Origin of the sequence: Paenibacillus tyrphae, assembly GCF_000722545.1 — a bacterium.
GTDB lineage: Bacteria > Bacillota > Bacilli > Paenibacillales > NBRC-103111 > Paenibacillus_G > Paenibacillus_G tyrfis.
The window spans coordinates 32,593-55,804 of record NZ_JNVM01000022.1 but is presented as its reverse complement, the minus strand read 5'-3'; the positions used below and the strand labels follow the sequence as shown (position 1 = coordinate 55,804).

Genomic DNA, 23,212 nt, shown 5'->3' with positions numbered 1-23,212 from the left:
GACGCTTAATCATTTACATTATATGCCATAATATAAATTATATCCATAAGCTCTTTATTAAGGATTATTGAATTTTTGGTTAAACAATAAAAAAACTCACGCATGCAAGCATCCTTTTCTTCAAAAGCATTAATCTTATTCAAATATTGTAGACTACTGGCGTAACTCTTCACTCCCTCATCAATTACACCAATAGTTAACTGATAATGTCCTTTGTGTCGATAATACTTCCCTTTCGCTCTGCAAACATTAGGGTCATCAGGATATGTATTCATTATTTCATTCTCTCTTTCTAAAAGTTTCGAACAAGCATCCAAATTATCTATCTTTAAGTAAATCTCAAAAAGTTCGTCTACTATATATAAACGAGACTGCGGGCTAAACATCCTAAGATTCTCTTCAAGTAAGGGGACTGCAATTTCATATTCACCTTTTCTTGCTTTTGTTATTGCCCGTGTATGCTTAGCAGCTTCGTTAACAAAGTCATACTCGTATTTTTCAAAAACGTCTAATAACTCTTCAACCTTATCATAGTTTTTCAGAGCCGAATAAGAATTTATCATGGACAGATGCGCTCTTGCCTTTAATTCTGATTCATTTTTTTCAAGCACCATCCCATTCCCACAAAACTCAATGCACTCCCTGTATTTTTTCGTATTATGAGCGTGCAATCCGATTCTAAAAAAATATGTTACCTTTTCTTCATCAGATAAAAAATCAGTATAATGTATAATTTCCAAGCCAGATTGAAACGTTTGTTCAAGACGCTTTAAGTCTGATCTTTCTATCAGATATTTCTGCAATAAGCCTTTCGCAACGAAGGTAGTAGTGCCGTGCTGTCTCGAATACCTAACAATTAATTTATATATCTCTAATCTTAGACTAGGATCATCCACCCTTTCAGTAAAATCATAAAGCCGTTTTAAAGACTCTTCCGTTTCGCAATTAGGGTTTTCAAGTAACCGTAATGCCACTTTAGGAACCAGTGAAATATGCTCCTCATATGACACCACATCTTGTAGAACTTCATATAAGGTATCAATTCGATTTTCTATCGTTATGTAGCACTCCATGATCTCTTTATAAAAATCGGGAAAAGCCGTAGCGATTGCTTTCACTGTTTTAAATTCAGGACGTTTTGTCACCCCTGATTCAATTTTATGTATCGTAGGGAGACTTACACCTGTAAATTCCTCAAGATTAGCATATGTCAAATTTTTCTCTTTTCTAAGTTGGAAGATGATATCTGAGATGGTTTTATTTTCACACTTAATATCCACCATGGCACATACCTTCCTTTTGACTAAATTTTACATGGGTAATTATAGCAAATTAAGTTTCGACCCACAAATTTTAATTTTTTACAATATACATGTAATTATTACATTAAATATATTTATTCGACAAATATTCACAAAATTCAATGATTTAGTGGTAATTAATGTAAGCACTTTGCTTATATGAAGTAATCGAGGGGAATCAAGGGGATAAAAAATAGACATCCATTCCTATCCCAAATATTGTGTTATTGTGATAAATTATGTTTGAACAAGCCAGTCGGCCGACCATTGTTCAAAATTACCCAGTTGGGAGGGATTTATATGCAACTTTTCTAACACAGCATGCGTCAATATATTCGAAACATTACAAATTTTTAAAATGGAGGTAGTATCTTGAAAAAGAAAATTTTATCTGCTATTTTGTCCGCTGCTTTAGTTTGTTCCTTCTCTTCCGGGATCGCCAGCGCTGCTGCAACGAAATATGAAAACACGAATTTGCTTAACTGCTGGAGAGTTTCAACTCAGGGATCTGTTTATACGCCTGTATCATTAACTGCGCGGGTTTTAATCAATTCTGAGCAAGTAAGTGGGCAAGATTTTATTACAATGTATCGTGAAGATTTGATAGCTGAAACTCTTTCTCAGTACTGGGGGTCTTTTCCTAATGCATCATTGAATGTTGGACAACTAAACATACGTGGAACAGGTCAATCGCTCCCCAATGACGGAACATACTGGTCTAGTCCTAGTTACCGTGTAGTAGGAAAGTATAACGATTCTCAGCGTACTTTTAATTTAAGTTCTGGAGCAAGCAATGGAACGGCGGTATTTTTCGTGAATTCCGGTGGATATCAGTTAAACAATACTGCCCAAGTCGACTTTACTTGGTAAAATGGAGGAGGAATTAATATGATTTTAAAAAAATCAAAAATGACGTTGCTCGTTGCAGTCGTTTGTGTTTCAGCGGCAGTTTCTTCGCTGTCGGTTTTCGCCAGTGATAAGTTTTCAGAACCATTCTCCAAAGTTGAAACCAATTTAACTAAAAACAAAGCATATGCAAACGAAAAACTGGTGCAAGTTGGAAACGACTATGTATCGAAAAAAGAGTTATTGGATTTCAAAGCGAATAAAGAGTTTGAAATGAGTTTATCAAACAATCCCAGCCTTAGTCTCAAGGAGGGCGATCTTTTAGAAGAACTAGTTACCGAAAAATTACTTTTGCAAAAAGCCAAAGAATTAAATGTTGAAGCAACCATAGAAGACGGGAAAAAAGAAGCTTTCAGAGTGAAGGATATTTTGGAAAAACAAAATAAAGATGTTCAAGACTTCCAAAAAAGAGTAATTGCACTTACAGGACTTTCCGAAGAAGAGTATTGGAAGAGCTACGCACCAAAACTTTATCAGGAACAACTGACACAAGCGAATCTTTTGCTTAAGCTTCAAAAAGATGGCGTTCTCTCGGTAGATGAGGATCTGAACAAATTCGGTGAAAAATACAGAGAGTATAGAAAAGGGCTATACAAATCATCGCTTGGTAATAAAGTTAAATCATTGGATGCAAAGACTCTTTTAAACGAATAGGTTGAAAGGCACCTTTATCATAGATAAAGGTGCCTTTCTTATTTGAATATGGTCATGACAATTCCAACAATAATCATGAAGAACATGCAAATCACTATAAAATATCCGAAGATTCTAATTGGTTTCGGTAAGTTGTTCCAAACGACTTTTTTAGGCGGACCATTGCCTTCTATTCTTTGGAGTTCTAATAACTGTTCGTCCACGCCGCCTTGTGTCATCTCCTGTGTAGATGGAACTTGTTGAGTTTCATGAATTTTACGTTTCACAAACTCCCCCCCTTTTTAAGGTTGTCAGATTTCGTTACCGTAAAATGTTTCTATTTATTAATTATAATAAATTCAATGTATGATTTCTAGTATGTGGAAGTTCCTTCTTTCTTGATTTTCCGCCTTGAGCGGTGATTTTAATTTCATGGAACAATGGAAAAAACGGCTCTTGTTCGCATTCTTGCAGCAAGGGCCGTTCTTTATTTGTTGCCTCTGCGAATTGGTGGTGCGTCCGCCGTGTTCCGATCCGGAGCAGCAAGCCTGGTACGCCCGATCTGGTCAGGTCCGGGCGCCTACATCATAAAGGTTGCATGCTGATTTTGTTAAACCTCAATTTGTTGCCCCGAAGCTTTCCGCAGCTCATTCGCCAGCCAATGAATGTAATCGGCCTGCTCTTCATACGCTGCGGCCGCGTTGCCGTCTCCGGCCTGTTCTGCCTCCTGCCGTTTGGCGTCCATCTCCTCCCATGCCGGACTCATCCATGTATCGATTATCGTGTCGGCTACCCCTGCATTTAGCATTGGCTCCGTAGCCTCCTTGTCGTATTGTTCGAGATAGTAACTCGCGATCAGGTTGTTCAACTTTCGTGTATAATCCGGGTCGGTTGCATAGCCGCAGACACGCAGCATTTCTGTTTGCTCCTGGGGCGTCTGGGCTCTTCGTACACGATCATACCGACTCCAATCGAAAAGCAGGTCCTGATCGCGGAAGCAGTCCTCGATGCACTCGTAAGCTCTCCAATGAGCCTGTACACCATCAACCCGCACGTTGTTGTAAACCTCCCATGTCTTGGTGCTTACCGACTTTCCCTTCCAGAACTCGTTCGGCCGACCGCTGCCGACTTTATAACCGACGAGGTTGTTCCATTCATGAATAACGCATCCAGTCTCAAGCATAGCCTGGGCGATGCGAACGGAAGGGAAGATCGGCGAACCTTCCCTCCGCAGCTTCACCGCAACCGGGGCAACGATGGCGATGAAATCCTCACGTTTCATTGCTGATCATCTCCGTTTGCTTTCTTCAACTGCTTGACGAGCTGATTTCCATAGACCGCGACGGCACCGCACATCAGGCCCTGCATGACGGCCACGGCCGAGAAACCGATCAGAAGCGAAACAAAAAATACAGCGGCTGCCGTGACCATGTAGACAATGCTCCAATCCGGCACTAAAGGCGTTTGTTTCAAGATATACCCGAGCACCCAGCAAGCAACTACAACGACAACAAGCTTCGGATCGATCATGTTATATACGTTAGTCCAATCCATTTCCATTTGAATGTTCCTTTCTGCCGATTCAGGCTCCATGTTCTACGCCTTTGGTACAGTTACAAATTGATTTGTTTTTGGATCGTAAATTTTGCCAATCAATGTTTCGTCAAATGAATCGACCTCGATAATATGGCCGTCATAGTCAGCAATAGCTTTTTCACTAAGACCGTTCGGGTACTGGCAAACAGTATGGACTACCCCGTCCGGGTGTGTCATTGCATATACCATCTTAAAACCCTCCTATTGGAATTCGATTACTTGCCATGCGACACTTACACGCCTAGTTTCAGACGTGTTCGAGAATGTTGTAATGGACAAAAGGATATGTTCATTGTCCTGGAAGTACGCGCGAGTGGGTACCCCCAGATATGAAGCTTGAGTCGCTGCGGGATCGCCACAATATGAAATCACGATATAGGACTTGTCCAAATTCACAGGCTCAATCCGAACTGAATTTCCTGCGTAAACGTCGTTTACGCTGGTGACACCATGTTGTACTTTTTTCAATCCTCCTCCACCTCCTACGGGCATCCATTTACCATTGTTGTTGAACTCAAGTCTACTTTCGGCACCATTCCATCGGAGTTGTAACGTAGTCCATATGGAGCCGTATTCGGTTAAGTAGTTGGTGGCGGTTCCCATGGTACCGTCATTTCGAAAATGTGTTACTCCGGTGCCTTGTCCCTCAACTCCAAGACGAAGTCCGCCTTCCTTGATCGAAAGAGTTCCGGTCATAAGCGATTTTCCATCAAGTTGCACATAGTCGTTTAATCCAACATTAGCGTTAACAGCCATGGCTTGAGCAAGGTCGGCAGTTGATTGAGCATTTTTTGCAGCAGATTTCGCAGAATCCGCCGTGCTCTGGGCATTAATAGCTCTATTTTTTGCATCGTCGGCCGTTACCTGTGCATTTTGTGCCGCCGTAGCAGCGGCATTTGCCGTTGATTGGGCTTTGTTAATATCTTGCGCCTGGTTCGCCAGTTGTCCCGAAAGAAACACATCGTTGTTGATCAGGGTTTGATGAATAGGGCCCCATGTTTCAGGAACGGCGTTGTCGCTTTCCTCTAATTTTCGAACCCGATCCTTGAAATTAGGCGAGCCGATCAGATCAGCCATTGACAAAAACCTCCTTCAATTTAGAATACTTCGTTCCAATATAAGTCAAACACGTCTTCCGGGTCCTTCGCTTTCCCGCCGAATACTTTTCTTGCGATCATGTCTCCATCACTGTCAAAAATCGCAGCTTCCGTAATCACGGAATGATCGGCCTGGCTATTGACCGGAATCCGGCCGACGTAGACAAGCGTAATGTCGTCTGGTGGAGTACCGTACGTGATTGGCACTCGAATACATTCGTGTTCAAGCTTTGTGTCGTTTATGGTTGCTGCCGTCGTTCCGGTACCAAATGCCATTGTCGTAATTTTCGCCAACACCGTACCGTCCCGCCGAGCTGCCAGCATCTTCAGACGTCCGATTTTTGTTGTCACAGCTCCGCTCACACTAAAAAACTCCTTTCTTTAATTTCGCCGGATCGGGAAACAATCAGGCCAAGGCGATGCCTTCCTCCATGTTCAAGGGCTTGGGCTCCAAGCTTCATTTTTCCATCCAGTTGAAACGGATAGGGTGCCGGTTTGGAGGATATCTTCCAAAAGTATTTGATCATGAGATAATCGTCGATCACATTTTGTCTCACGTTGATACGTATCCGTGCGGCTGCCGAGTAGACCGGCGCAGCCTGGTATGAAGCCTTCATGAAAACCTTCATATGAGCATTCACGGAATGGGGAATGAGCTCTTGAACATACATGAACATCAAAAGCCATAACAGCTTACTTTCAATGGGCTTTGCTCGATTGATCGAATCCCGGAATATCATACGTTTCCCGGCCGTAATTTCTCGATTCGTCACATCCAGCATGATCACAAATTGCGACCATTTCCCCAAATACTCCGCATTTGGATTCAGGTTGTACTTTTCGCGCCACAAGGGATAAAGCGTCGCGTCCGCGTATCCTAGACTAGCCAGAACGCTTTTCATGCCGATCTCGGTGCCTCCCAAGCGGTATAGATCGTATGCCGCCAAGAGCCGGGAACGGTAGTTTTCATCAGGCTCTCCGGCATGCCTGGGCATTTTTCGATCGATACCATGCAGATCGAGCGCCCGGCCAGTTGCCGAAGAAATAAATTTGATTGTTCGCAGTTCAAACATGGCGATCTTGGCGTCATTCAAAATAGCCCCCGCAGCATTCGCCAGCTTGAAAATATCCATATCCTGCTTGCGGGGCTGCTTCTTAAATATGTTGTGCGCCCAGGTAAAAAGGTCATCGGCAAATGTTCTCATGTGTGTGCCACCGTCTGGATTTTGACTTCTACCAAAACCGCCACCTGTCGTCGGGTCATGACGACCGAATCTAACGGGCGTATGACATCCACTTGAATCACATAGTCGATCGTCCGCAGATTTGTGATCAAGAGCGAGACATCAAACGGATAGCGCGGATCAATATGCAAAATCTCGCCAGCCTGGTCGGCAGCTCCGTACCGGAACATTTCCCGAATGCGAAGCAAAGCTTCTTTTTCTACCGCTTCGGCTTCAGCAAACTGGGGGACATAGTGGAGCATCACTTCAATATCGATTTTGACCGGCTCCGCAGCGTATGCCCGAATATCCCCGATGAGTGATCCGTATTTTGTGATCAAGGTTTGCGCCTCTTGCACGATCGCAGCCGATGGGACACCGGCCACACCCATGATGATAATATCCGCCGTGCCTTCGCCTCGGGGATGCTGGTCTTCGATATGCACGGCGACGACGCCGGAAATCGACTCGATCAGCGATCGGTAATAATCACGGATGCCGCCCGTGGATAGTTGTTCCCATCGGCCAAGCGTCCGCTGTCGAAGTGAATCGTCTGTTTCCAGGTCTGTCCCTTCACGGATGATCCAGTTTTCCTCATTGGTGACAGATACATAGGGTACAAACGTCAGCATATTTTGAATGTTTCCGGCAGCAACGTTAAATCCGGCTCCGGCTTCTTCGGCCTCAATCTCGCCGTCTGCTTTGAACGCGCCGAGCGGCAGGACAACCGTCTTTTTAAGGTAGAACCGTCTCACGATGCCTTTTAAATCGGGATTTGTAGAAAACATCGTACCTGCCTCTACCGTCACGACTTGTTCGGCGTTCGAGCGGATGAATGTGATCCTTCCGTTTGTTTTGGTAGCTTGTTTCCGAAAGACGCCATATTCCCGTGCGGCTACATCCAGCCAGGCACCGGAAGCCGAATGTACAAACATTTGCCGGATAATGACCGGTAATAAACTGTACAGCCCTGCAAGCGCCCGCATAAATAACGCCAGCAGCGTATAGAAAACTCCGCCTTTCCTCATAATCCGTGCCGGAAATTGCTGGCTTCTCAATTGCTCTTTCATTTCGTCAAGCAGTTGATCCTCATTCTTGACCTCAATCAGTTCGTGCGGCTGCATCTTATCAACTCCTTATCAATCTAACACCGTCCACGGTGATGAGGAGTTTTAGCGCGGATCGGGGGTCCTCTAACTTGGCCGTCAGAAGACGGAAGGAAGCAGAAATAACTATTTCCCGCATGGTCCATCGTTCGACCTGGACAACCACGCTGCCCGGATCAATGCTAGAATGCTGCCTAAGCCGTTCCTTGATATCCTGGATCAGTTCCTCGCGGGCCATTTTGGTATTTTCGCGCTGAAGATATTGAACGAGCAATAGACCATATTCCCGATCAAAGGGGTACGAGCCTTTGACTGTTTCCAGTTCATGCTGGATGTCCTGGAGGATGGCATCATCACCCGAAACCAGTTGCACATCGCCGTCCAATGCTTCCCGGAAATTCCCTTCATCATCCAGATAAATGTCCGTCCATTCGTCAACCGTAGTCATGGCCGAATCACCTCGTCAATGAAAGGGAATGACGGGTCCCCGTAATAAAATCCGATGCGGACGAGCTGCCCGGTTTGAATAGTTGAGCCGATCGGGGAGGGCACATGTGGAAGCGGCGGAAAAAGGGCATGCGGGGTATCATCGACCGCAAGCACCTGAAGATCGCAAAAATCACCCTTTACATCCAGCACGACGGCACGCATCATATGCCGGGTTGGCGCCAGCAGCTCGGGCATTTCCGTCTCAATGATCACCTTGATCGCCTCTTTAAATGTTCCAAGCTGATCCGACATGCTTCGTCACCCGCTTTCTAACGTGTAATAAATTTCTGTTCGCAATTTTTCATCCTTAATATAGTGATGCACGGTATCCACGAGGGCAATGCCTTGTACGCGGGGATGTAATAGGGAAACATACTGCGAGTGATCAAGACCAGGAACAAAAACCGTACGCATCCGGCCGCGATCGCCGTCAGTCATGAGCTCAAGAATGTTTTCGTCGTCGAATAAGAACATTTCCTTGGGCCGTTCCACGGGCCGCCAGATAAAAACATCTCTTGTATCGCAGTATGTAGCGAAATCAATACCCCATTGCGGATGGATTCTCTGTTTGATCATGTCATACCCGTTCAACCCCGCGACAACCGTATTTTTTGGTTCAAATACTTGTGGTGCGAGACGAAATTCCTCCATCCCAGCCTGTTCAAGAACGTACTTGATCATGTCTTGCGGGCTGGCCTGAATGAATGATTGAGATACTTTGACGTTCAACAATTTTGCCATGCTGTCTTTAGCAACGTTCTGGCCGCTCACTTCTCCCGTAAATACTCGCGCAGCCGTTGACTCGTCATATCCAAGATCGACCTCAACGATCGATCCGATCGTCACCTGAAGATCGACTTCCGGTTTAAACAGGAACGTCACATATCCACCCGGTTCTTTTCGGGACCGCCACAGCTCAAGCTGGGCGATCCCGTTGGTGACAATGACATTCCCGATACGAATGCGTTGATATATAGTCATCACTCTACTTTCGGTATGGGTGCATCGTCGACAGCCGCCGAAGTGGTTTCTGCCGGAGGCGGATTCTCTTGCACACTGGCCGCCGGAATCACCAATTGCTGGCCGATGTGGATCAAGTCAATATTTGCGATGTTGTTTGCCGCCGCGATCGCTTCGACCGTTGTCTTTTCGGCCAAAGCTATTGCAGAAAGCGTGTCGCCTTTTTTCACCGTATAGATATTGCCGTGACCGGTCGCCGCCTGCACCTTCTGAACGGAAATCGTCGTGACCTCCACAACCTGAAATTCGAGCGTGACTGAAATAAAATCAGAATTGTTTTTATCGCTGCTGCGCAGCCGCATCAGCATGACGCGGCCGACGCCTCGCGCTTGAGCATGGCTGGAAACTAACTTATACGTCTCCGGTTTGGTCTGTGATGGGGAAGAGCGGAACACCTGATGAATTTCTCCAAGCTTATCCTCGGCTGATCGTTGTTCATCGGGAATGATGATCATATTGAGGCGTATCGTCATTGGGTTATAGCTATAGTTGACAATCTTTTTCTTGGTCGTTCCGGTTTCTTCATCCGTCTTCACGTCGCCGGTAATTTCCATGCTTTCAAACACGCCAGGTAACAGCGTGTCGCCCACTTTTATCTGCTCGTCTTCCAGATTAATGTCCATGTTCTCACTTCCTGTTATGTGCCTTGAGCAGCCGTTCCAGATCGTCCATCAGATCGCGGCGTTCCTTCTCGGTGCCGCCGTGGTAATTCAGCACGATCGAAGGGGTCCCGGCTGCCTGCTCACGAATGGTTTCACGTTCGGACACGGATTCCCGGAACAGTTCCCGAACATTCATATTAGACCGCGTTCGCAGGCCAGGGGCCGGAGCTTCCGAAACGGAACCCTCGGCGATCGGACCGGAGCTGAAGGCCAGCCCGCCGCCCGTCGCTGCGAGTCGAACGGAAAACGCACGATCCAGCCCCAAACCTTCCATCATGGAATGGGTGGCGGCTCGCAATTGTCCCGCGCCCTGACGCACTCCTTCCGCAATCGTTCCCGGTATTTTCGATCCCGAGTATGTGAGATCGGAAAGGGGGCCTACCTTGGCATCACTGAAAGGCAAATATTGACGTACTTTCTCGAAAATCCCCTTCATAGCCTCGACCGGTGCTTCCCCCACAGCTTTTATGCCTTCGACTAGCGTCGTGATGATTGCCTTTCCGCTGTCAAAAAGTAGAGTGCCTAAACCTTCAAAGAACCGGCTGATACCGTCACGAATACCGGTCAGCATGTCAAGCATCCCCTGCCAGGCTTGCGCCCAATCCCCGGTTAGTATAGACAGCCCTATTCCAATGACACCGGAAATGATTGACCAGGCGACTTGTACAATACCGGCGATCATATTCCAAACGCTATTAGCGACCGACCATATCAAGTTAAAGGCTGTGACGATGGTCTGAACAATGAAGTTGACATACGTCGAAATATACGGACCTAACCCCGCCCATACGAAACTGATTACTTGCTGGATCATGGGCCAGTACGTCATAACCCAATTCCAGACAGCCATAAACCCGTTCACAATGGAGCCCACGATGTTCATCACGACGGGGGCGACAGTCACATAAATTGCTCGGACGGTATTGATCACCGTATCGCGGATCATGGGCCAGTTTGCGATTACCCAATTGACAATGGCGGAAAAAGCCGCAAGTGTCTTTTGCAAAATCTGCATCACCGTCGGACCAATGACCGCCCATATGTTTTGCCAGGTCTGTTTGGTTATGGCCCAGTATTCAAGCAGTTTAGCCTTGGCTCCATCCATGCCGCCATTCATCTTGATAAACGCCCCGATTAGAAGGCCGATCACCAGGATCACCCATCCGATCGGGTTGGTCAGCATCAAAACGCGCATGACCTGCATGGCGATGTTGAAAGCTAGAACTGCACCTTTAGCGATGCCAATGACGCCAGCGAATGCCCCGAATGCGATCGCGATCCCACCGATGAACGGGGCAACGGGACGGAGGAAATTAGTGACGGATTGGCCCGCGCTAATGAGTGCCGTCAGCACTTTCGCAATAATTTGAGCTACGAACTGCACGGCTGCCGATATTTGCGGCATATGGGAAATGACTTGGTCCAACAATCCGTTGAGTATCCCGGCGATCGGCCCGCCTGCCCGAGCTAATTCGACCGTGATGCTACGCCACAATCGGGAAAATTTGGTCCCCAAATTGTTGTATAGCGCATCACCGGCCCGTTGGGTTGCGCCTCGGAAATCGCCAAGCCCTTTCTGTCCTTCCATCATGGCGAGAATGACACGATCCTCCATGTCCTCCCATTGGGTGCCGAATAGGGCCACCCCAGTCTGATTACGCTTCAGAGAGTCATCCAAATTTCCGAGCGCAAGCAGCGTGGCCTGGAAGGCTTGATTTGCACGATCGCCACCGGCTGCGATGTCGGCAGCCATTTTTTGACCGTCCATGCCAAGAGCCTGAAAGGCTTCTTGACTGCCTTTGGACATATCTTGCATACGAATGAATGATTCCTTGACACTATCGCCGACCTTGTCCAGATTGAAACTTCCCTCGCGTGAACCTGCGATCAGCGTGGCAAACATTTGCTCGGCGCTCATGCCAAGCCCGGCGAAATGGACGGAATACTCATTGATCGTGTCCATGAAATCGCCCGCGTAATCGCCGCCGAGCTGGAAGCCGGTTGTAATCAAGTCAAGGGCATCGGTTGCGCTTAACTCGGCGAAGTTTGCCTGAAGCGTGCGAACAACCTTCGACGTTTCGGAAATCTCCGCATTAAAGGCATCGCGGATTACATAGCCACCGGCAAGAAAATCACCAGCAGCTTGATCGGACAAGTCTTTCATGCTTTGTCGGACGGTCGCTAAGTCTTCAGTGATCCCCGTGATCGAGTCGCCGCGACCGCTGGTGTATATTGCTTCAGAGACTTTCATCAACTCTTCGGCCTGTTGGCGAGTCAAACCGGTTTGCGCTTGAAGCTTCCCCGTCGCTCGATCGACTTCGGCAGCCATGGAGGCCGCAGCGCCTCCTAATGCTGCAATTGCGGCCGTAATGGCGGCCACAGCTCCCGCCGACCACATGCCCGCTCGTTTGAGGAAAGAGCCGGATTTTTGCTCCAGACCTCCAATGTTTTGTTGCAGCTCGTTCGCGGACCGTCCGGCTCTCATTGCTTCCGGTGTCATACGATCGACCATGCTCATGATGACCGATAGTTTGAAAAGAGAACTTAGCCCCCCTATAGTGCGCGCCTCCTTCCTAGCGCCGCGTTATTTTTTGCGGCCGCCGCCAAATGCTTGCGCGATCGCAGCCGCATGCAGCTTGATTTCTCGATCTTCATACCAAAGCGACCGCGCATAATATTCGGCGAAGTCCTCCAGCTCCAGGCTTTCGGAAACTTCCGGGAAGTATTTGCGGATCAGCAGGTGCCCGGCTTCGAGGAAGTTCGTATCGATTTCCTCGAAGCGTTCGGACACCGCGTTTATAACTTTTTTAAGCTGGTAGCCGCACTTGCCCCGACGATCTCCATCAGACGGGACGCTGTGTTAAACGGCAGGCCCGGAAACTCTTCGGCAGCTCGCCGAAGCTCCTCGTCTTGTTCCGGCACGATGCAACTGAACGTCAGATTTTTCATCGCCATATCGGGCTTGGAGTTGAGCTCCTTCGTAAAACGCGAAATGTCACTTGCTTTCGGGCGGGTAAAATAGAACGCGAACTCGGCCTCGTCGCCATTTTCGTATTCCAATCCTTCAATGCGAATTTCGTACACGCGTCCGTACTTTTCTTTCAGTTCCTCTTTGTTGATCGTTGCTTTACTCATGTTTATTTATCCTCCTTAAATTGGGCTTACGCCGTCGCGAATGATTTTTCCTGTGACCAAAATTTCGAGCTCGACTTCTAACTTCGTATCGCCTTGAGCGCCTTTATGCGCTGCTTTTGTGAACTTGCAGCCCCGAATTTCATCGGTCCTTGTTCGTTCGCCATCGTTGGCATACGAGACAGTGATCGGGAAAAGCGGAAGCCGGTATAAGGCTTGCCCTTGGCTGCGTGCAAAATCAAGCAGTTTATTGAACTCGTCACGCAGCAGAGTGATTTTGGCACTTGCGGTATAGTTTCCGTTCCCGTATCCAACAGGAGCAGCCCCTTTTCCGTATGCCAGTTCACCGGCCAGCTCGTCGTCATAGTCGATACCGGAGATAGCGATCGCGGTGCCATAGGGCAGGCCGACAGTGATCGATTCCCAATCGTACAGCTTGCCGTTTATCATATTTGCCTCCTACAATACTGGATTTTGCAACTTCAACCGTACCGTGATCCATTTCATGATTGGGATCGGCACGATCGCAAGATCGATCTCAATGCTTCGGGTTGTTGTGACGTTTTGCCCTAGCGGAATGTTGACATGGAACTCTCTGATTTCCGCAGCTCCTGGGGTCATCATTTGACCGTATAGAGGGGCGGCGATATTGGCGAGCAAGTTGTCGAGCCCGTCCGCATCCGCCTCGCTCTGCACAAAACGAACGCTCGCTTGGCGAACCAGGCGGGCCGCTTTGTCTACCGTGCGACGTATTTCTACAAACTCAAAATCGGAACCAGGCTGCGCCATCATACGGCCGTTCGTAATATAGAACCCAGGAAGCCCTTCAAATGAGCGAGCCGTGATGAATCCGGCCTCGTCGAGCGCTTTTATGTGCGTGTTGTCCATTCCTTCCATCAGTGACAATACGTTTGAAAGCGGAAAGCTCATCACTTTGCCGGGGGATTCACTCACACGACAACGGGCCAAGATGCCGCAATAAACGGCTGCAAGATTCGTCCAGCGCTGTCCATCTAAAGCAGCTACCCGTACAAGAGGAGCAACTACCGATACGCGGTTACTTGTGAAGCTTTGGCGCTCCTTGATCAGATCCTGAACCCATTCATCGATTGATTCTCCTGCGTCCGGTCGCCGAGCTTCACATACGAAATGGATTGGTTTATGAAGCTCTTCAAGTGCGTTTGCTTCTGAAGCGCACATCGACCAAAGCGACGCGCCGGAGCTGCCGACAACGTGGATATATTCAAATTCCAAGGAATTGTTTTTGACCACGTTCATCGCGGCAATAAAGTCCTGATTGCTCATTTGTGGACCGGTAGTCTCGAAGCGATATTCGTCGCCTTCCGCGAACGCACCGGAGCCCGAAAAGGTTAGGGTTAGACCGGTCCCATCCACGGCAATAATGCCGTTTGTGGGAATGGTTCGCGCCGCTTGATACGATTGGCCGCCATCAAAGGAAAGTACATACTGCGCCTCATTGAGCCCGCCGGCCTTGTTGATTTTCACAATGACGTTATACCGGTGATTCGGCTGCCCGGAGACGGACAACGTCATTGTACCGGTGCCGCTGCGTACCACCGTCCCGATCGTACCGGCGACACTTGCGGCAGCCGGAACAACGATGATTTCACGCGCACCGACTTGCATCGAATCAAGCAGGGCAGAAACTAACTCGCCTTTACCAAACTGGTCAATCACCGCAGATGGGGAGGAAACCCGGTATATGCGGTTTGGTACCCCTTTCGTTGACACGCCAATTTTTAGGTGAACGCCTCCAGCAGCATCGTTTGCTGCTCCAAGCCCGCCGTCCTGGATGACGACTTTCGCATCAGGAAGCCCCTTTGCCATACCATCACCGTCCTTTCCTGGTAGGCGGAATCGGCTTTTTTAAAAAAGCCTCGACAGCCTTCTCGTATTCTTTTTGCGTACATTCATAGCCTTCAGCCCAGCCGCTTGTGGCGAGCAGCCCGACATATACCGCTTGCCCGGTATTCAGAGCATCCCGCCAATATTCGATTGGCTTTCGCTCTGCCGTTGACTTGGGGCTCGTTTCGGCAGGCTGCGATTTCTCGTCACTCATGGTCTGTTTACCTCCGTCGTAATAATTACTTGTTCGATAGTATCCAGTTCCTGGTCGCGGAAAATGCCGGATTCAAATTCGATGAACACCGTGGCAGCCGCCCGATCTTTTTGATCCGGTATCCATTCAATTGCGCTCGGGCGAAGCGGCGTGTAATTGCCCTTACCGTCGTCAATCCCGTCCGGCAGCTCGTTCAGCAATAGTTGAATCCAGGAATCGACCTTTTCTTCGTCCCGATCGAAAATCGAAACTTCGATCGGGATGATCCGCTTAAATCGTTTCGAGCGAAGATAGCGGCGGCCACCTTGTTCGAACTTTGCGGCCTTCTTCCGATCAGGCTCTAACTTTTCGCGTGCCGTAAGGATGATCGCGGAAGGGGAAGCCCGAACCCGATCGAAAGCATCCTCGTCGCGGAAAATCTGTTTGACGCCAATGTACTTTAAAGTCGTTTCAATGAGATTTTTTGCACGATGGATCATGTGATACGCTCCTTCACAAACTCGTTGATCAGCTCCATGATGTCGGCCTCTTCGCTGCTTGATACGCCAAGATAGGGGCGAGCAGGAATAGTCACCTTTTTCCCACGACCGGCAGGACCGCCGAACTGCTGAATTGCAGCTTGTGCCAGATTTGTACCTACGGCCAAGCCCTCATTGGTTGCCTTTGTCGCGATGGAACGCATGAGCCTGCCTGTGTCTTTCAGCGGTCGGCCGCTCGCGATGATGCGTTGAGCCCGCTTGGAAACCTTGCCCCGTTTGGTCTTGTATCCGCTAGAACCGTCTTTTCGTTTGCTCCGACGACGGGCGCGGGCTTCCAAGGTAGCAGGGGAAAGTGGTTTCCAGCGTTGACCGTCCGAGGATTTCTCCGTTTCGAAGCGCTCTTTGCTTCCTTCAGCCACAATCTGCGCAATCTGTGCATTGAGCTGCTTCAGCTCGGCGGGGCTCAAATTCAGATCACCCAAAACATTGAGCAGCCTTGACCAATCCCCGTCCACCCGCACGCCTTCGGTCGTCATTAGTCATACATCCTTTGGAAGACCGAGCCGTATTGCTTCGGGCGCGAATAGGTGCGAATGCTGCTTTCGTTTGCCGTTAGCTTGACTTCATCGGCAGCGATTTTTTCCAAGAGGTTGATCGCATCGCGGTACCGGCGGACAAAGACGTTATCCTCATCGTTATAATGCCGGGTAAACAGGTTGTAGATGGTGATGTCTGCCGTCAACTTGTTCACGATTTTCGGAACGGGGTCGAGCGGGACAGGGTAGCGCATGGCAATGTAGGTGTTCACAACCGCCATTGCTGCCTCGATCGCGCTGTTCGCGTTGCCCTCATGAATGATTTCCTGGCCGTTTTCATCGACCGCAGGATTTTCCCGGTCGTTCGTAATTTCGATGAGCTTCGATTTGTCGATTTGACCGAGCAAGTCGTCAATTGTGCAATACAATTCGGGTTTCACTTCCTTCCAGCCTTTCAGCGCGTCCATAGACCGCGTTATCACGCGTGATAACGGCCATTACATGGTTCGATGGATCGCTCGTACCCCTAAACCGTTAGAAGGCAATTTCGGCGGTCTAGGACTTACTTTTCGGGTGTACCCTCGGGGTCTTGATTTTTGCCTTGGGACTTCATTTTTTCAGCCGGTTGTTCAAGTACTTTTACAGCGCCGAGCTCCAGTAGCTCGCCTGCTTCCTCCTCGGTCAGTTCCACCGGTTGTCCCGGTTTGAACTTCGAGTCATTATGGCGGAGCTGCCGAACGACCGTGTATGTTGAAGTCTCTTTTACTTTTTTTTCTGTCATAGTCTTCTCCTTAAATGACATTTTGAATGAGGAAGCCCGCATCTTTGGCGGTCAGCTCTACACCGTATACGTCGGCAACGTGAATGACATTCGACTTGATCGTCTCGTCCCGATACTTGCTCGTTTGCGGGCGGCCCTTCTTTCGCATCGTGTACCCGAAGGCAGGCACCCAAATGTCGCCCACGCCTTCCGGGACGTAGGCCAGCGTCATGCTGTTGCCCCAAACGTCGTGCATCACGCCGTCCCGGTCAGCATAGACGGCTTTGCCTACGACCACCTTGCTAACCTCAAAAATCTGCGCCAGCAGGTCGGCCGTTGCAATGCCCTTCTGGGAATACTTGATTTTTTCCAGAATCGCTGGGTGTTCCTTCAGCTTTTCGTAAACCGAAGCGCCGATCTGAAGCACGTTCGGGTACAGGCCGATGCTCGATCGGATCGTCGACTTGGCATCGCCGATGATCTCAATCGGCTTACTGGTCGGATCGCTCAACTTGTCGCTGCCGGACAGCGTTTCGACGTGGCTGGTGGAGTAGTTGGCCGCGTTCTGCGCACGATCCGCCTGATCCTTCTCCTTGCGCAACTGGATGTTGTCGGTCAGTATCTTGGTGCGCGACATTTCCAGCTTCAGCACGTCGGCGGCCTCTTCAAGCTCGCGGTCATCGATCGGTGCTTCGAGCGTTTCTTCTTCCAGCGAATAGGGCAGTGTCGTCGCGTCGATTTCGATGCGGTTCGACTTGCTGCGGATTTGACGCCGGGTGTTGTAAATCCTAAAAGCTTCCGGCCCCCATTTCGGGATTTTACCGGCTTCCTTGTCGACCGGCGCGATCGGGAACAACGCGTCGCCGATGTACTCGGCGTTTTTGTACCCGATCGCTACGTTCGTCAGAATCGGGTCGACCAGACGGTTTTTTGCAAGTCCTGCCATGATTAAGCTCCTCCTTTAGTAGCTGCCGGTGCGCCGAGCAGCACTTCCGTATCTTGGCCGACCGTCGCCACCTCCAGGGCGACGGAGAGAATGACATTACCCGACGCGGCGGGAACGGCGCGTCCCTGGGCGTCGCTGGCGAGCTGATCGCCGACCGCAATCGTCGCCCCGGCGATCACCGGCACCGAGCCGGATGTCGCTACTGTGATTGATCCACCAGCCGCCGCGCCTGTGAGAGACACGCCGATCGCGGCAGCTCCGGCCCCGGCCTGGGCTCCGGCAGCGGTGACGAATCGATACTCCTCTACGTTCGCGGAGGTTTTTCGGGTCAGCGTGTGACCAGGATTGTACTGTGTTGTCATGAACGTTTGGCCTCCTTAGCTCCGGGCAACGGCGATGACCGCTTCCTCGTAGCTCACATTGTTTTTTGCCGCGAAGTCTCGGGCCTTGCGATCCAGCTCCAGTCGATCCTCGTCGACCGTTTCCCCAGCACCGACCGAGAAGTCGGCCGTATTGCTGCCGCCCTGGGTCTGGGTCTTGGCGAACTCGGTGAACAACGCTTCCTTGTCCGGCAAGTTGCCGATAAACGCCTTAAAGAACTGGTACGGCGATTGCTTTGTCGCCTTGCCGTCTGCCGAGAACTCGACGGTTTCTTCGTCGGGGAGCTGCTGCATGAACTCGGCCAAGCCGCTGCGAAGGGCAGGGGTGAGCTTCGTTTTGTGTTCATCGATGAGCGCATGAATGTCACGTTCACGCGCCAGATGATTTTTCACCTTCTCGCGCTCGGCCGCGAAGTCGGCCTCCAGCTTCCGCTTGAATTCGTCCTGCTTGGCGGCGAACTCGGCTTCGAGCTTCGCCCGGATTTGTGCTTCTGACATGGTTGGTTCCTCCTTGGTTTTGGTGAAATCCAGGTCGATCTGTACACCGTCGCGATCTTCCTCGCCGAACTCGATCGGCTTCAGACCTTCGACGGCCGGAGCTGCTGCACCCAGGAAACCGACATGCCGCAGCGTCCATCCGTCATCCGTCTTGCGCAGCCGCACCGACACTTTTTTGTAGCGCCCAGCGTTAACCGCCTCCGAAAATTCCGGCACCACTTGACGGAACGAAGCCAGCAGCTTGTCGCCTTCGCGCTTCAGCGCAGACACCCAGCCAAAGGCCGGGTCATCCTGCTTCGGATGCCCGATGACGATCGGGGCCTCAAACTTGTTCGGGTCGTAGTTGTCCACGACTTGCTGAATATCGTTTTCGGTGAAATCGCCTTGCGGCTCATACTTTCCAGCGCGAAACACTTCATACCATTTCATCGCTTGTCGTCCTCCTTATTCACGATCTTTGACCGATTCGGGCACTTCTCGCAGCGAAACGCTGGGGGATTTGGACCATCCCGGATCGGGTGAAACGTCCGGCCTGAAATTGGCCGGGGTGATGCCCTCGCGAGCGGCGCGGTATTTGTTGATCGCAATCACGCCGCAGCGGCAGCGGTGCCCGTTCGGCGGCCACCATTTTTGCCATATCGGATCGTCGCGATGCGCGATCAGGCCGTTCATTGCCCAGTGACTGGCCCTTGTTCCCGAATCCAAAATCGCGGAATAGCGATAGTACGGGAACATGTCCACCATTTCCGGCTGCTGAAGCTTCTCATACTGGCCGGTTTCATAGGCTGTCTGAATCTGATTGCGAAACACCGTCTCCAGGTGCCAAGGGTCCAAGTCGCTAATACCAAGCGCCTCCGCTTTGGATTCCACAACTTTCAGAAAGTCCTTGAAGGTTGTTCCCTGCTCCAGTGAAGCAAGCAGCGCCTCGTGAATCGCCTGAACCATATCCTGGCTTTGCACACCCGCCAGCGTGAAATGCTTGACGCGCAGCTCGTCCGCAAGCTGCCGGTATTGCTCGATATTGATCGGCATCAGTTGCGAAAAGTAGCGGATCGCCTCCTCGAACTTGACCGGCTTCGCGATGGTCTTATACGGCGGTTCGTCGTCGTCTTCCGCAAAGGAGGCATTTCCTTCGCGTTCGGCCTTCAGATAGTCGAGATGCACGCCGTATTCGCCCATCGCGTAGGCGACAATGCCCGTCCGGGTCATCAGATCGGCCAGTTCGCCGATCGCTTCCCGATCGGACTGCAAACGGGAAACATCGGCGTTAGCAAAGTCGTTCCATTCGCGGACTTGGTTGACCAGTTGCGACCATATTCGGCGAACAATCGGCTGCGCAGCATCCACGGACCGGGCGAACAGTAGCTGAAGCTCATCGTTCCGTTCCTGCTTGTCATCGCCCCGTGCGGTGAACTGAACGACGTGCAGCTCGCGATCATGATCGTGCGTGTTTCTCGCTTTTCGTGAGACGTTTTGTTCCGAAAATAGCGGGGAAGGGGCGGGCTCCGCCTTCTTCACCAGCACGTCGTCCTTTCCCGGTCGCGGGATGTTGTACTTGTCGTAAAAGTAATCGACAGAGATTGGCAGGCCCATATCGACCAGTTTTTCATCCCGTTCAGCTCTTTCCTTTTGAATGTCTTCACGTTGCCGATATATGTGAAAATACGGATAGGCGTCCACCGTGCCAAAATTGAACCAGACGAGAAAGGGGATCAGATCGGTATTGATCGCAGCCATGACCATCTTGGCATCAGCGTCTACGATCTCGTCCTTTACGTCCGCGTGGGTTTGGCTGGCCGCGAACGAACCGCCACTTGGCAACTCGCTAGTCAACGTCTGCCCTAGAATCGCCTTTGAGATTTCAGCGTTACAGAATCGAAGGAACGCTTCGTGAGCATCACCTTTGGCGTTTCCGGCTTCGACGAAATCCACGGAAGAGTTGGCCGGGATCGCAACGGCTGCGTCCTGGACGATAGAAACAAGCGCATCGAGGAGCTTGTCTTGATCGGCCTGTGATGTTCCCGGTTGGTATTTGCCGATCGCCGTAGGCATACCGTACTTCTCCATGAAGATCGCCCAAAACTTGAAGCCGTGCTTTTTGAATTGCCAAGCCCAAAAACATTTGGTAGCAAGGGCGACACCATAGGGATTATGATCATCGCCGGATTCGTGAACGACGGTCAGGAATTTTCCGGGCGGTACCGGCTCGCCTTGAAGATCACCCAGGTTACGCAGGAACCGAAGCTGTCCGTCGATGTCGAATGTGAAATGCTTGATTGGGCGATTTTTCATATTTTCGATCACCCAGCGATTGGCCCGTTCCGTCCAGATCAGCTCATGAATGTTATGGCCGGAAAACACAGCATCAAGCATTTGCCGCATGTCTTGGTCGAAATTAAGCCGCTCGAATGTTTCTTTGACAAACGCGGCAATCTCCAGATCACGCGGATCATCGGAGGCAGGAAGTACGTCCCAATCTTTTGAGAGCACGCCGCTTTTTCGTTTGGTCAGCTCGGCCCACACATGCGCATCGGTTTTCATTTCCTCGAAAATCTCGACCGACTTGCCGGTTTTCTTCAAAATGATATCCGGGTTAGGCAGCGACTTCAGGAATGCCGAGAACGTATTCAGCACACGGGCGATTTCGCTCGTATCCGGTTTTTTGATCGGCTTTCCATCGGGTCCAAGAATCATCCGTATCCCTCCAATATCCGCCTGATTTTACTGCGCCCGCCGACGTGAACGTTATCCGGGTCCAGATATACCGACTTGCCGGTGGCGAGCCGCAGGGCGATTCTAGCAGAGTTGATCGCCATGCCGAAGTGATTCGGGACTTTTTTCTTGTAGCCGATCCGCTTCTCGCCGTTCACTTCTGTTTCTTCCTTGGTCAGCTTCAGCAGATGAGTTTTTACCTGCTTGATGATTTGCTCTTCCTTCTCGTCCCGAGGCTTCGGCAGCAAGGCGAGAGGAGGATTACTCGCGAACAGGTCCGTCGTCTCGTCGAGCGATTCGTCGCGATCCACGGTCACGACGTTCACTTCGCGCTCGCCTTCGCCTTCGGTGCCTTCCTTGATCTCGGTACCCTTGAAATACTGGATGTACCCGAGACACTTCGTCAGGCTGCGCACGACCTCTTTCGACTTCGTTTTGTACGGCATCGCGTCGATAACGAGCGCCCCGATGTTGAAATGCCGTTCAATGTGCAGTACGAGCTCCAGCAGGTCTTCGACATCGATTTCCCAGAAGTTCAACAGGCGAATGCCCTCGTCCCGGTATGGCGCGACGACGGCGACGTGGGCCTTGTCACCCATGTCGATTCCGACCGCTGTCATCTCGTGCGAATAGTCCGTGAAGTAAAAGTCGCTGATATCCTCGATGCGCCGGAGCACATCCGGGCCGACCGGCTGCAAATTGCCGCTGTCGGGGATCGCCAGCGCAGAACGCCGGAAGGTTGCCAGCTTGGAAGGCTTGTCCTTCGCCTTGTCGTACCGGTCCCAGATCAGATTCATGTTCGCGCCGGGGATGATGATCTGCGGCACCCGGTAGCCTCTTCGGCTCTTGCGATCCGGGTGCTCAGCAACCCACTCGCCGTTATTGACATTCAAGTGCTTGCCGCACTTCGGACAGCACAACCGGACATTGCCCGCTTCTCTAGCATCGACGTTCTCCGGCCAGTCATCCTCAACCGGCGCTTGATAGTTGCAGCCGCTGCACTTGATCAGCCACTTGCGCATGTCGCTTTGCTGGAACAGCTCGTCCGTGCCGTCTTCCGGGAAGAGGGCGACCGAGAAATACTTTTGCCAGCCGAGCGATCCGGGAGCGGAGATGCGGTCCTGCGCCAGCTCCATGTTTTCCGGGTCGATCAGGGCCACTTCGTCGAATACGATCTCATCCGCCGGAATGGAGATTGCGCCGGTCTTGCTCATCAGGCCAAGGACATACAGGAAGTGCGTACCGATCTGCTTCAGACCGGCTTGATCTGTCCCTTGCAGGCGCTCCTGCAAGTAGGTGCTGCGGTTGATGTACGGATCGAACCTAGTCGGCCCGAACCTGCGGGCCATGATGTCGGTCGGCAGGTAATAAATGATGTTCTTCTCCAGCACATCGACCATATACATCGTGTGCGCGATCGCCAGCGTGGAAAAACCGGTCTGCGCGCCTTTCTCAATGACGATATGCGGGTGGCTGTGATAGTCCTCGACCACATCCGCCATACAGGCCCGCGCGGTTGGATCGTAGCGCTGTCCGTTGTCCAGGATGAAATACTCCCGGCAGTAATCGACGAAGGAAATGGTCCTCCGGCGATTCGTTCCAACAATGCTCCCCAACATCGAGTTGTTCTTTGGTTCCTTGCTCATGGCTCACCAT

29 protein-coding genes and 1 pseudogene are annotated in these 23,212 nt (G+C 50.6%); 2 read left to right on the top strand and 28 right to left on the bottom strand.

Features of this window, described 5'->3' with window-relative positions:
• Positions 1-5 precede the first annotated feature (5 nt).
• Complete coding sequence (locus ET33_RS25380) at positions 6-1,283, bottom strand: helix-turn-helix domain-containing protein (protein WP_036688659.1); 1,278 nt, start codon at positions 1,281-1,283, stop codon at positions 6-8.
• Between the two features lie 390 nt (positions 1,284-1,673).
• On the opposite strand from ET33_RS25380, the gene ET33_RS38590 reads away from it, so the two are divergent.
• Together ET33_RS38590 and ET33_RS25375 are read left to right on the top strand one after the other, a co-directional pair.
• A complete protein-coding gene (locus tag ET33_RS38590) occupies positions 1,674-2,171 on the top strand; it encodes a hypothetical protein (protein WP_144028733.1) in 498 nt (165 codons plus the stop codon).
• An 18-nt stretch (positions 2,172-2,189) separates the two neighbouring features.
• Positions 2,190-2,861, top strand: a complete 672-nt coding sequence (locus ET33_RS25375) for a hypothetical protein (protein ID WP_036688656.1) — start codon at positions 2,190-2,192, stop codon at positions 2,859-2,861.
• A 38-nt stretch (positions 2,862-2,899) separates the two neighbouring features.
• On the opposite strand, the gene ET33_RS25370 is transcribed toward ET33_RS25375, so the two are convergent.
• From ET33_RS25370 to ET33_RS25240, 27 genes and pseudogenes are all read right to left on the bottom strand, one after another.
• Complete coding sequence (locus ET33_RS25370; protein WP_051775592.1) at positions 2,900-3,127, bottom strand: hypothetical protein; 228 nt, start codon at positions 3,125-3,127, stop codon at positions 2,900-2,902.
• 323 nt (positions 3,128-3,450) lie between these two features.
• Positions 3,451-4,122 carry a glycoside hydrolase family 73 protein gene (locus ET33_RS25365; protein WP_051775590.1) on the bottom strand — a complete coding sequence of 224 codons (672 nt, stop codon included), beginning with the start codon at positions 4,120-4,122 and terminating at the stop codon, positions 3,451-3,453.
• Positions 4,119-4,400, bottom strand: coding sequence for a phage holin family protein (locus ET33_RS25360; RefSeq protein ID WP_309599518.1), 282 nt, complete (start codon positions 4,398-4,400; stop codon positions 4,119-4,121). The genes ET33_RS25365 and ET33_RS25360 overlap by 4 nt, the downstream gene beginning before the upstream one ends.
• A gap of 36 nt (positions 4,401-4,436) precedes the next feature.
• A complete protein-coding gene (locus ET33_RS25355) occupies positions 4,437-4,625 on the bottom strand; it encodes a hypothetical protein (protein ID WP_036688652.1) in 189 nt (62 codons plus the stop codon).
• 12 nt (positions 4,626-4,637) lie between these two features.
• Positions 4,638-5,513, bottom strand: a complete 876-nt coding sequence (locus tag ET33_RS25350; RefSeq protein ID WP_036688648.1) for a hypothetical protein — start codon at positions 5,511-5,513, stop codon at positions 4,638-4,640.
• A 20-nt stretch (positions 5,514-5,533) separates the two neighbouring features.
• A complete protein-coding gene (locus ET33_RS25345; RefSeq protein ID WP_036688644.1) occupies positions 5,534-5,896 on the bottom strand; it encodes a hypothetical protein in 363 nt (120 codons plus the stop codon).
• Positions 5,893-6,738 carry a phage tail protein gene (locus tag ET33_RS25340; protein WP_036688641.1) on the bottom strand — a complete coding sequence of 282 codons (846 nt, stop codon included), beginning with the start codon at positions 6,736-6,738 and terminating at the stop codon, positions 5,893-5,895. Before ET33_RS25340 ends, ET33_RS25345 begins: the two co-directional genes overlap by 4 nt.
• Positions 6,735-7,880, bottom strand: a complete 1,146-nt coding sequence (locus ET33_RS25335; RefSeq protein ID WP_036688638.1) for a baseplate J/gp47 family protein — start codon at positions 7,878-7,880, stop codon at positions 6,735-6,737. Before ET33_RS25335 ends, ET33_RS25340 begins: the two co-directional genes overlap by 4 nt.
• A 4-nt stretch (positions 7,881-7,884) precedes the next feature.
• Positions 7,885-8,310 (bottom strand): GPW/gp25 family protein, encoded by a 426-nt coding sequence (locus ET33_RS25330; protein ID WP_036688634.1) that lies wholly within the window; start codon positions 8,308-8,310, stop codon positions 7,885-7,887.
• Positions 8,307-8,603, bottom strand: a complete 297-nt coding sequence (locus ET33_RS25325) for a hypothetical protein (RefSeq protein WP_036688631.1) — start codon at positions 8,601-8,603, stop codon at positions 8,307-8,309. Before ET33_RS25325 ends, ET33_RS25330 begins: the two co-directional genes overlap by 4 nt.
• A 6-nt stretch (positions 8,604-8,609) precedes the next feature.
• The gene (locus ET33_RS25320) at positions 8,610-9,332 is read right to left on the bottom strand and encodes a hypothetical protein (protein WP_036688629.1); all 723 of its coding nucleotides are present in this window, start codon (positions 9,330-9,332) and stop codon (positions 8,610-8,612) included.
• Between the two features lie 56 nt (positions 9,333-9,388).
• A pseudogene (locus tag ET33_RS39915) lies at positions 9,389-9,550 on the bottom strand (LysM peptidoglycan-binding domain-containing protein); the annotation flags it as partial.
• A gap of 448 nt (positions 9,551-9,998) precedes the next feature.
• Complete coding sequence (locus ET33_RS36675) at positions 9,999-12,533, bottom strand: phage tail tape measure protein (RefSeq protein WP_161783566.1); 2,535 nt, start codon at positions 12,531-12,533, stop codon at positions 9,999-10,001.
• Between the two features lie 84 nt (positions 12,534-12,617).
• The gene (locus ET33_RS25305) at positions 12,618-12,824 is read right to left on the bottom strand and encodes a hypothetical protein (RefSeq protein ID WP_036688626.1); all 207 of its coding nucleotides are present in this window, start codon (positions 12,822-12,824) and stop codon (positions 12,618-12,620) included.
• A gap of 5 nt (positions 12,825-12,829) precedes the next feature.
• Positions 12,830-13,168, bottom strand: a complete 339-nt coding sequence (locus tag ET33_RS25300) for a DUF6848 family protein (RefSeq protein ID WP_036688623.1) — start codon at positions 13,166-13,168, stop codon at positions 12,830-12,832.
• A 15-nt stretch (positions 13,169-13,183) separates the two neighbouring features.
• Positions 13,184-13,615: a hypothetical protein gene (locus tag ET33_RS25295; RefSeq protein ID WP_036688618.1), complete on the bottom strand. Its 432-nt coding sequence runs from the start codon at positions 13,613-13,615 to the stop codon at positions 13,184-13,186.
• Between the two features lie 9 nt (positions 13,616-13,624).
• Positions 13,625-15,013 (bottom strand): DUF2586 family protein, encoded by a 1,389-nt coding sequence (locus ET33_RS25290; RefSeq protein WP_081890484.1) that lies wholly within the window; start codon positions 15,011-15,013, stop codon positions 13,625-13,627.
• Positions 15,014-15,017: 4 nt separating this feature from the next.
• Positions 15,018-15,245: a hypothetical protein gene (locus ET33_RS25285; RefSeq protein WP_036688610.1), complete on the bottom strand. Its 228-nt coding sequence runs from the start codon at positions 15,243-15,245 to the stop codon at positions 15,018-15,020.
• Entirely contained in the window at positions 15,242-15,724 is a 483-nt protein-coding gene (locus ET33_RS25280; RefSeq protein WP_036688606.1) for a hypothetical protein, read from the bottom strand. The genes ET33_RS25285 and ET33_RS25280 overlap by 4 nt, the downstream gene beginning before the upstream one ends.
• A complete protein-coding gene (locus ET33_RS36670; protein ID WP_051775587.1) occupies positions 15,721-16,260 on the bottom strand; it encodes a phage virion morphogenesis protein in 540 nt (179 codons plus the stop codon). The genes ET33_RS25280 and ET33_RS36670 overlap by 4 nt, the downstream gene beginning before the upstream one ends.
• Positions 16,260-16,727, bottom strand: a complete 468-nt coding sequence (locus ET33_RS25270) for a DUF1320 domain-containing protein (RefSeq protein ID WP_036688603.1) — start codon at positions 16,725-16,727, stop codon at positions 16,260-16,262. The genes ET33_RS36670 and ET33_RS25270 overlap by 1 nt, the downstream gene beginning before the upstream one ends.
• A gap of 95 nt (positions 16,728-16,822) precedes the next feature.
• Positions 16,823-17,041 carry a hypothetical protein gene (locus ET33_RS25265; protein ID WP_036688601.1) on the bottom strand — a complete coding sequence of 73 codons (219 nt, stop codon included), beginning with the start codon at positions 17,039-17,041 and terminating at the stop codon, positions 16,823-16,825.
• A gap of 10 nt (positions 17,042-17,051) precedes the next feature.
• A complete protein-coding gene (locus ET33_RS25260; protein WP_036688597.1) occupies positions 17,052-17,966 on the bottom strand; it encodes a major capsid protein in 915 nt (304 codons plus the stop codon).
• A 2-nt stretch (positions 17,967-17,968) separates the two neighbouring features.
• Positions 17,969-18,328, bottom strand: coding sequence for a capsid cement protein (locus ET33_RS25255; RefSeq protein WP_051775586.1), 360 nt, complete (start codon positions 18,326-18,328; stop codon positions 17,969-17,971).
• A 15-nt stretch (positions 18,329-18,343) separates the two neighbouring features.
• On the bottom strand, positions 18,344-19,273 hold the full coding sequence (locus tag ET33_RS36665; protein WP_051775585.1) for a hypothetical protein: 930 nt from the start codon (positions 19,271-19,273) through the stop codon (positions 18,344-18,346).
• Between the two features lie 15 nt (positions 19,274-19,288).
• Entirely contained in the window at positions 19,289-21,538 is a 2,250-nt protein-coding gene (locus ET33_RS25245) for a phage head morphogenesis protein (protein WP_036688594.1), read from the bottom strand.
• Complete coding sequence (locus ET33_RS25240; protein WP_051775584.1) at positions 21,535-23,202, bottom strand: phage terminase large subunit family protein; 1,668 nt, start codon at positions 23,200-23,202, stop codon at positions 21,535-21,537. The genes ET33_RS25245 and ET33_RS25240 overlap by 4 nt, the downstream gene beginning before the upstream one ends.
• Between the last annotated feature and the right edge of the window lie 10 nt (positions 23,203-23,212).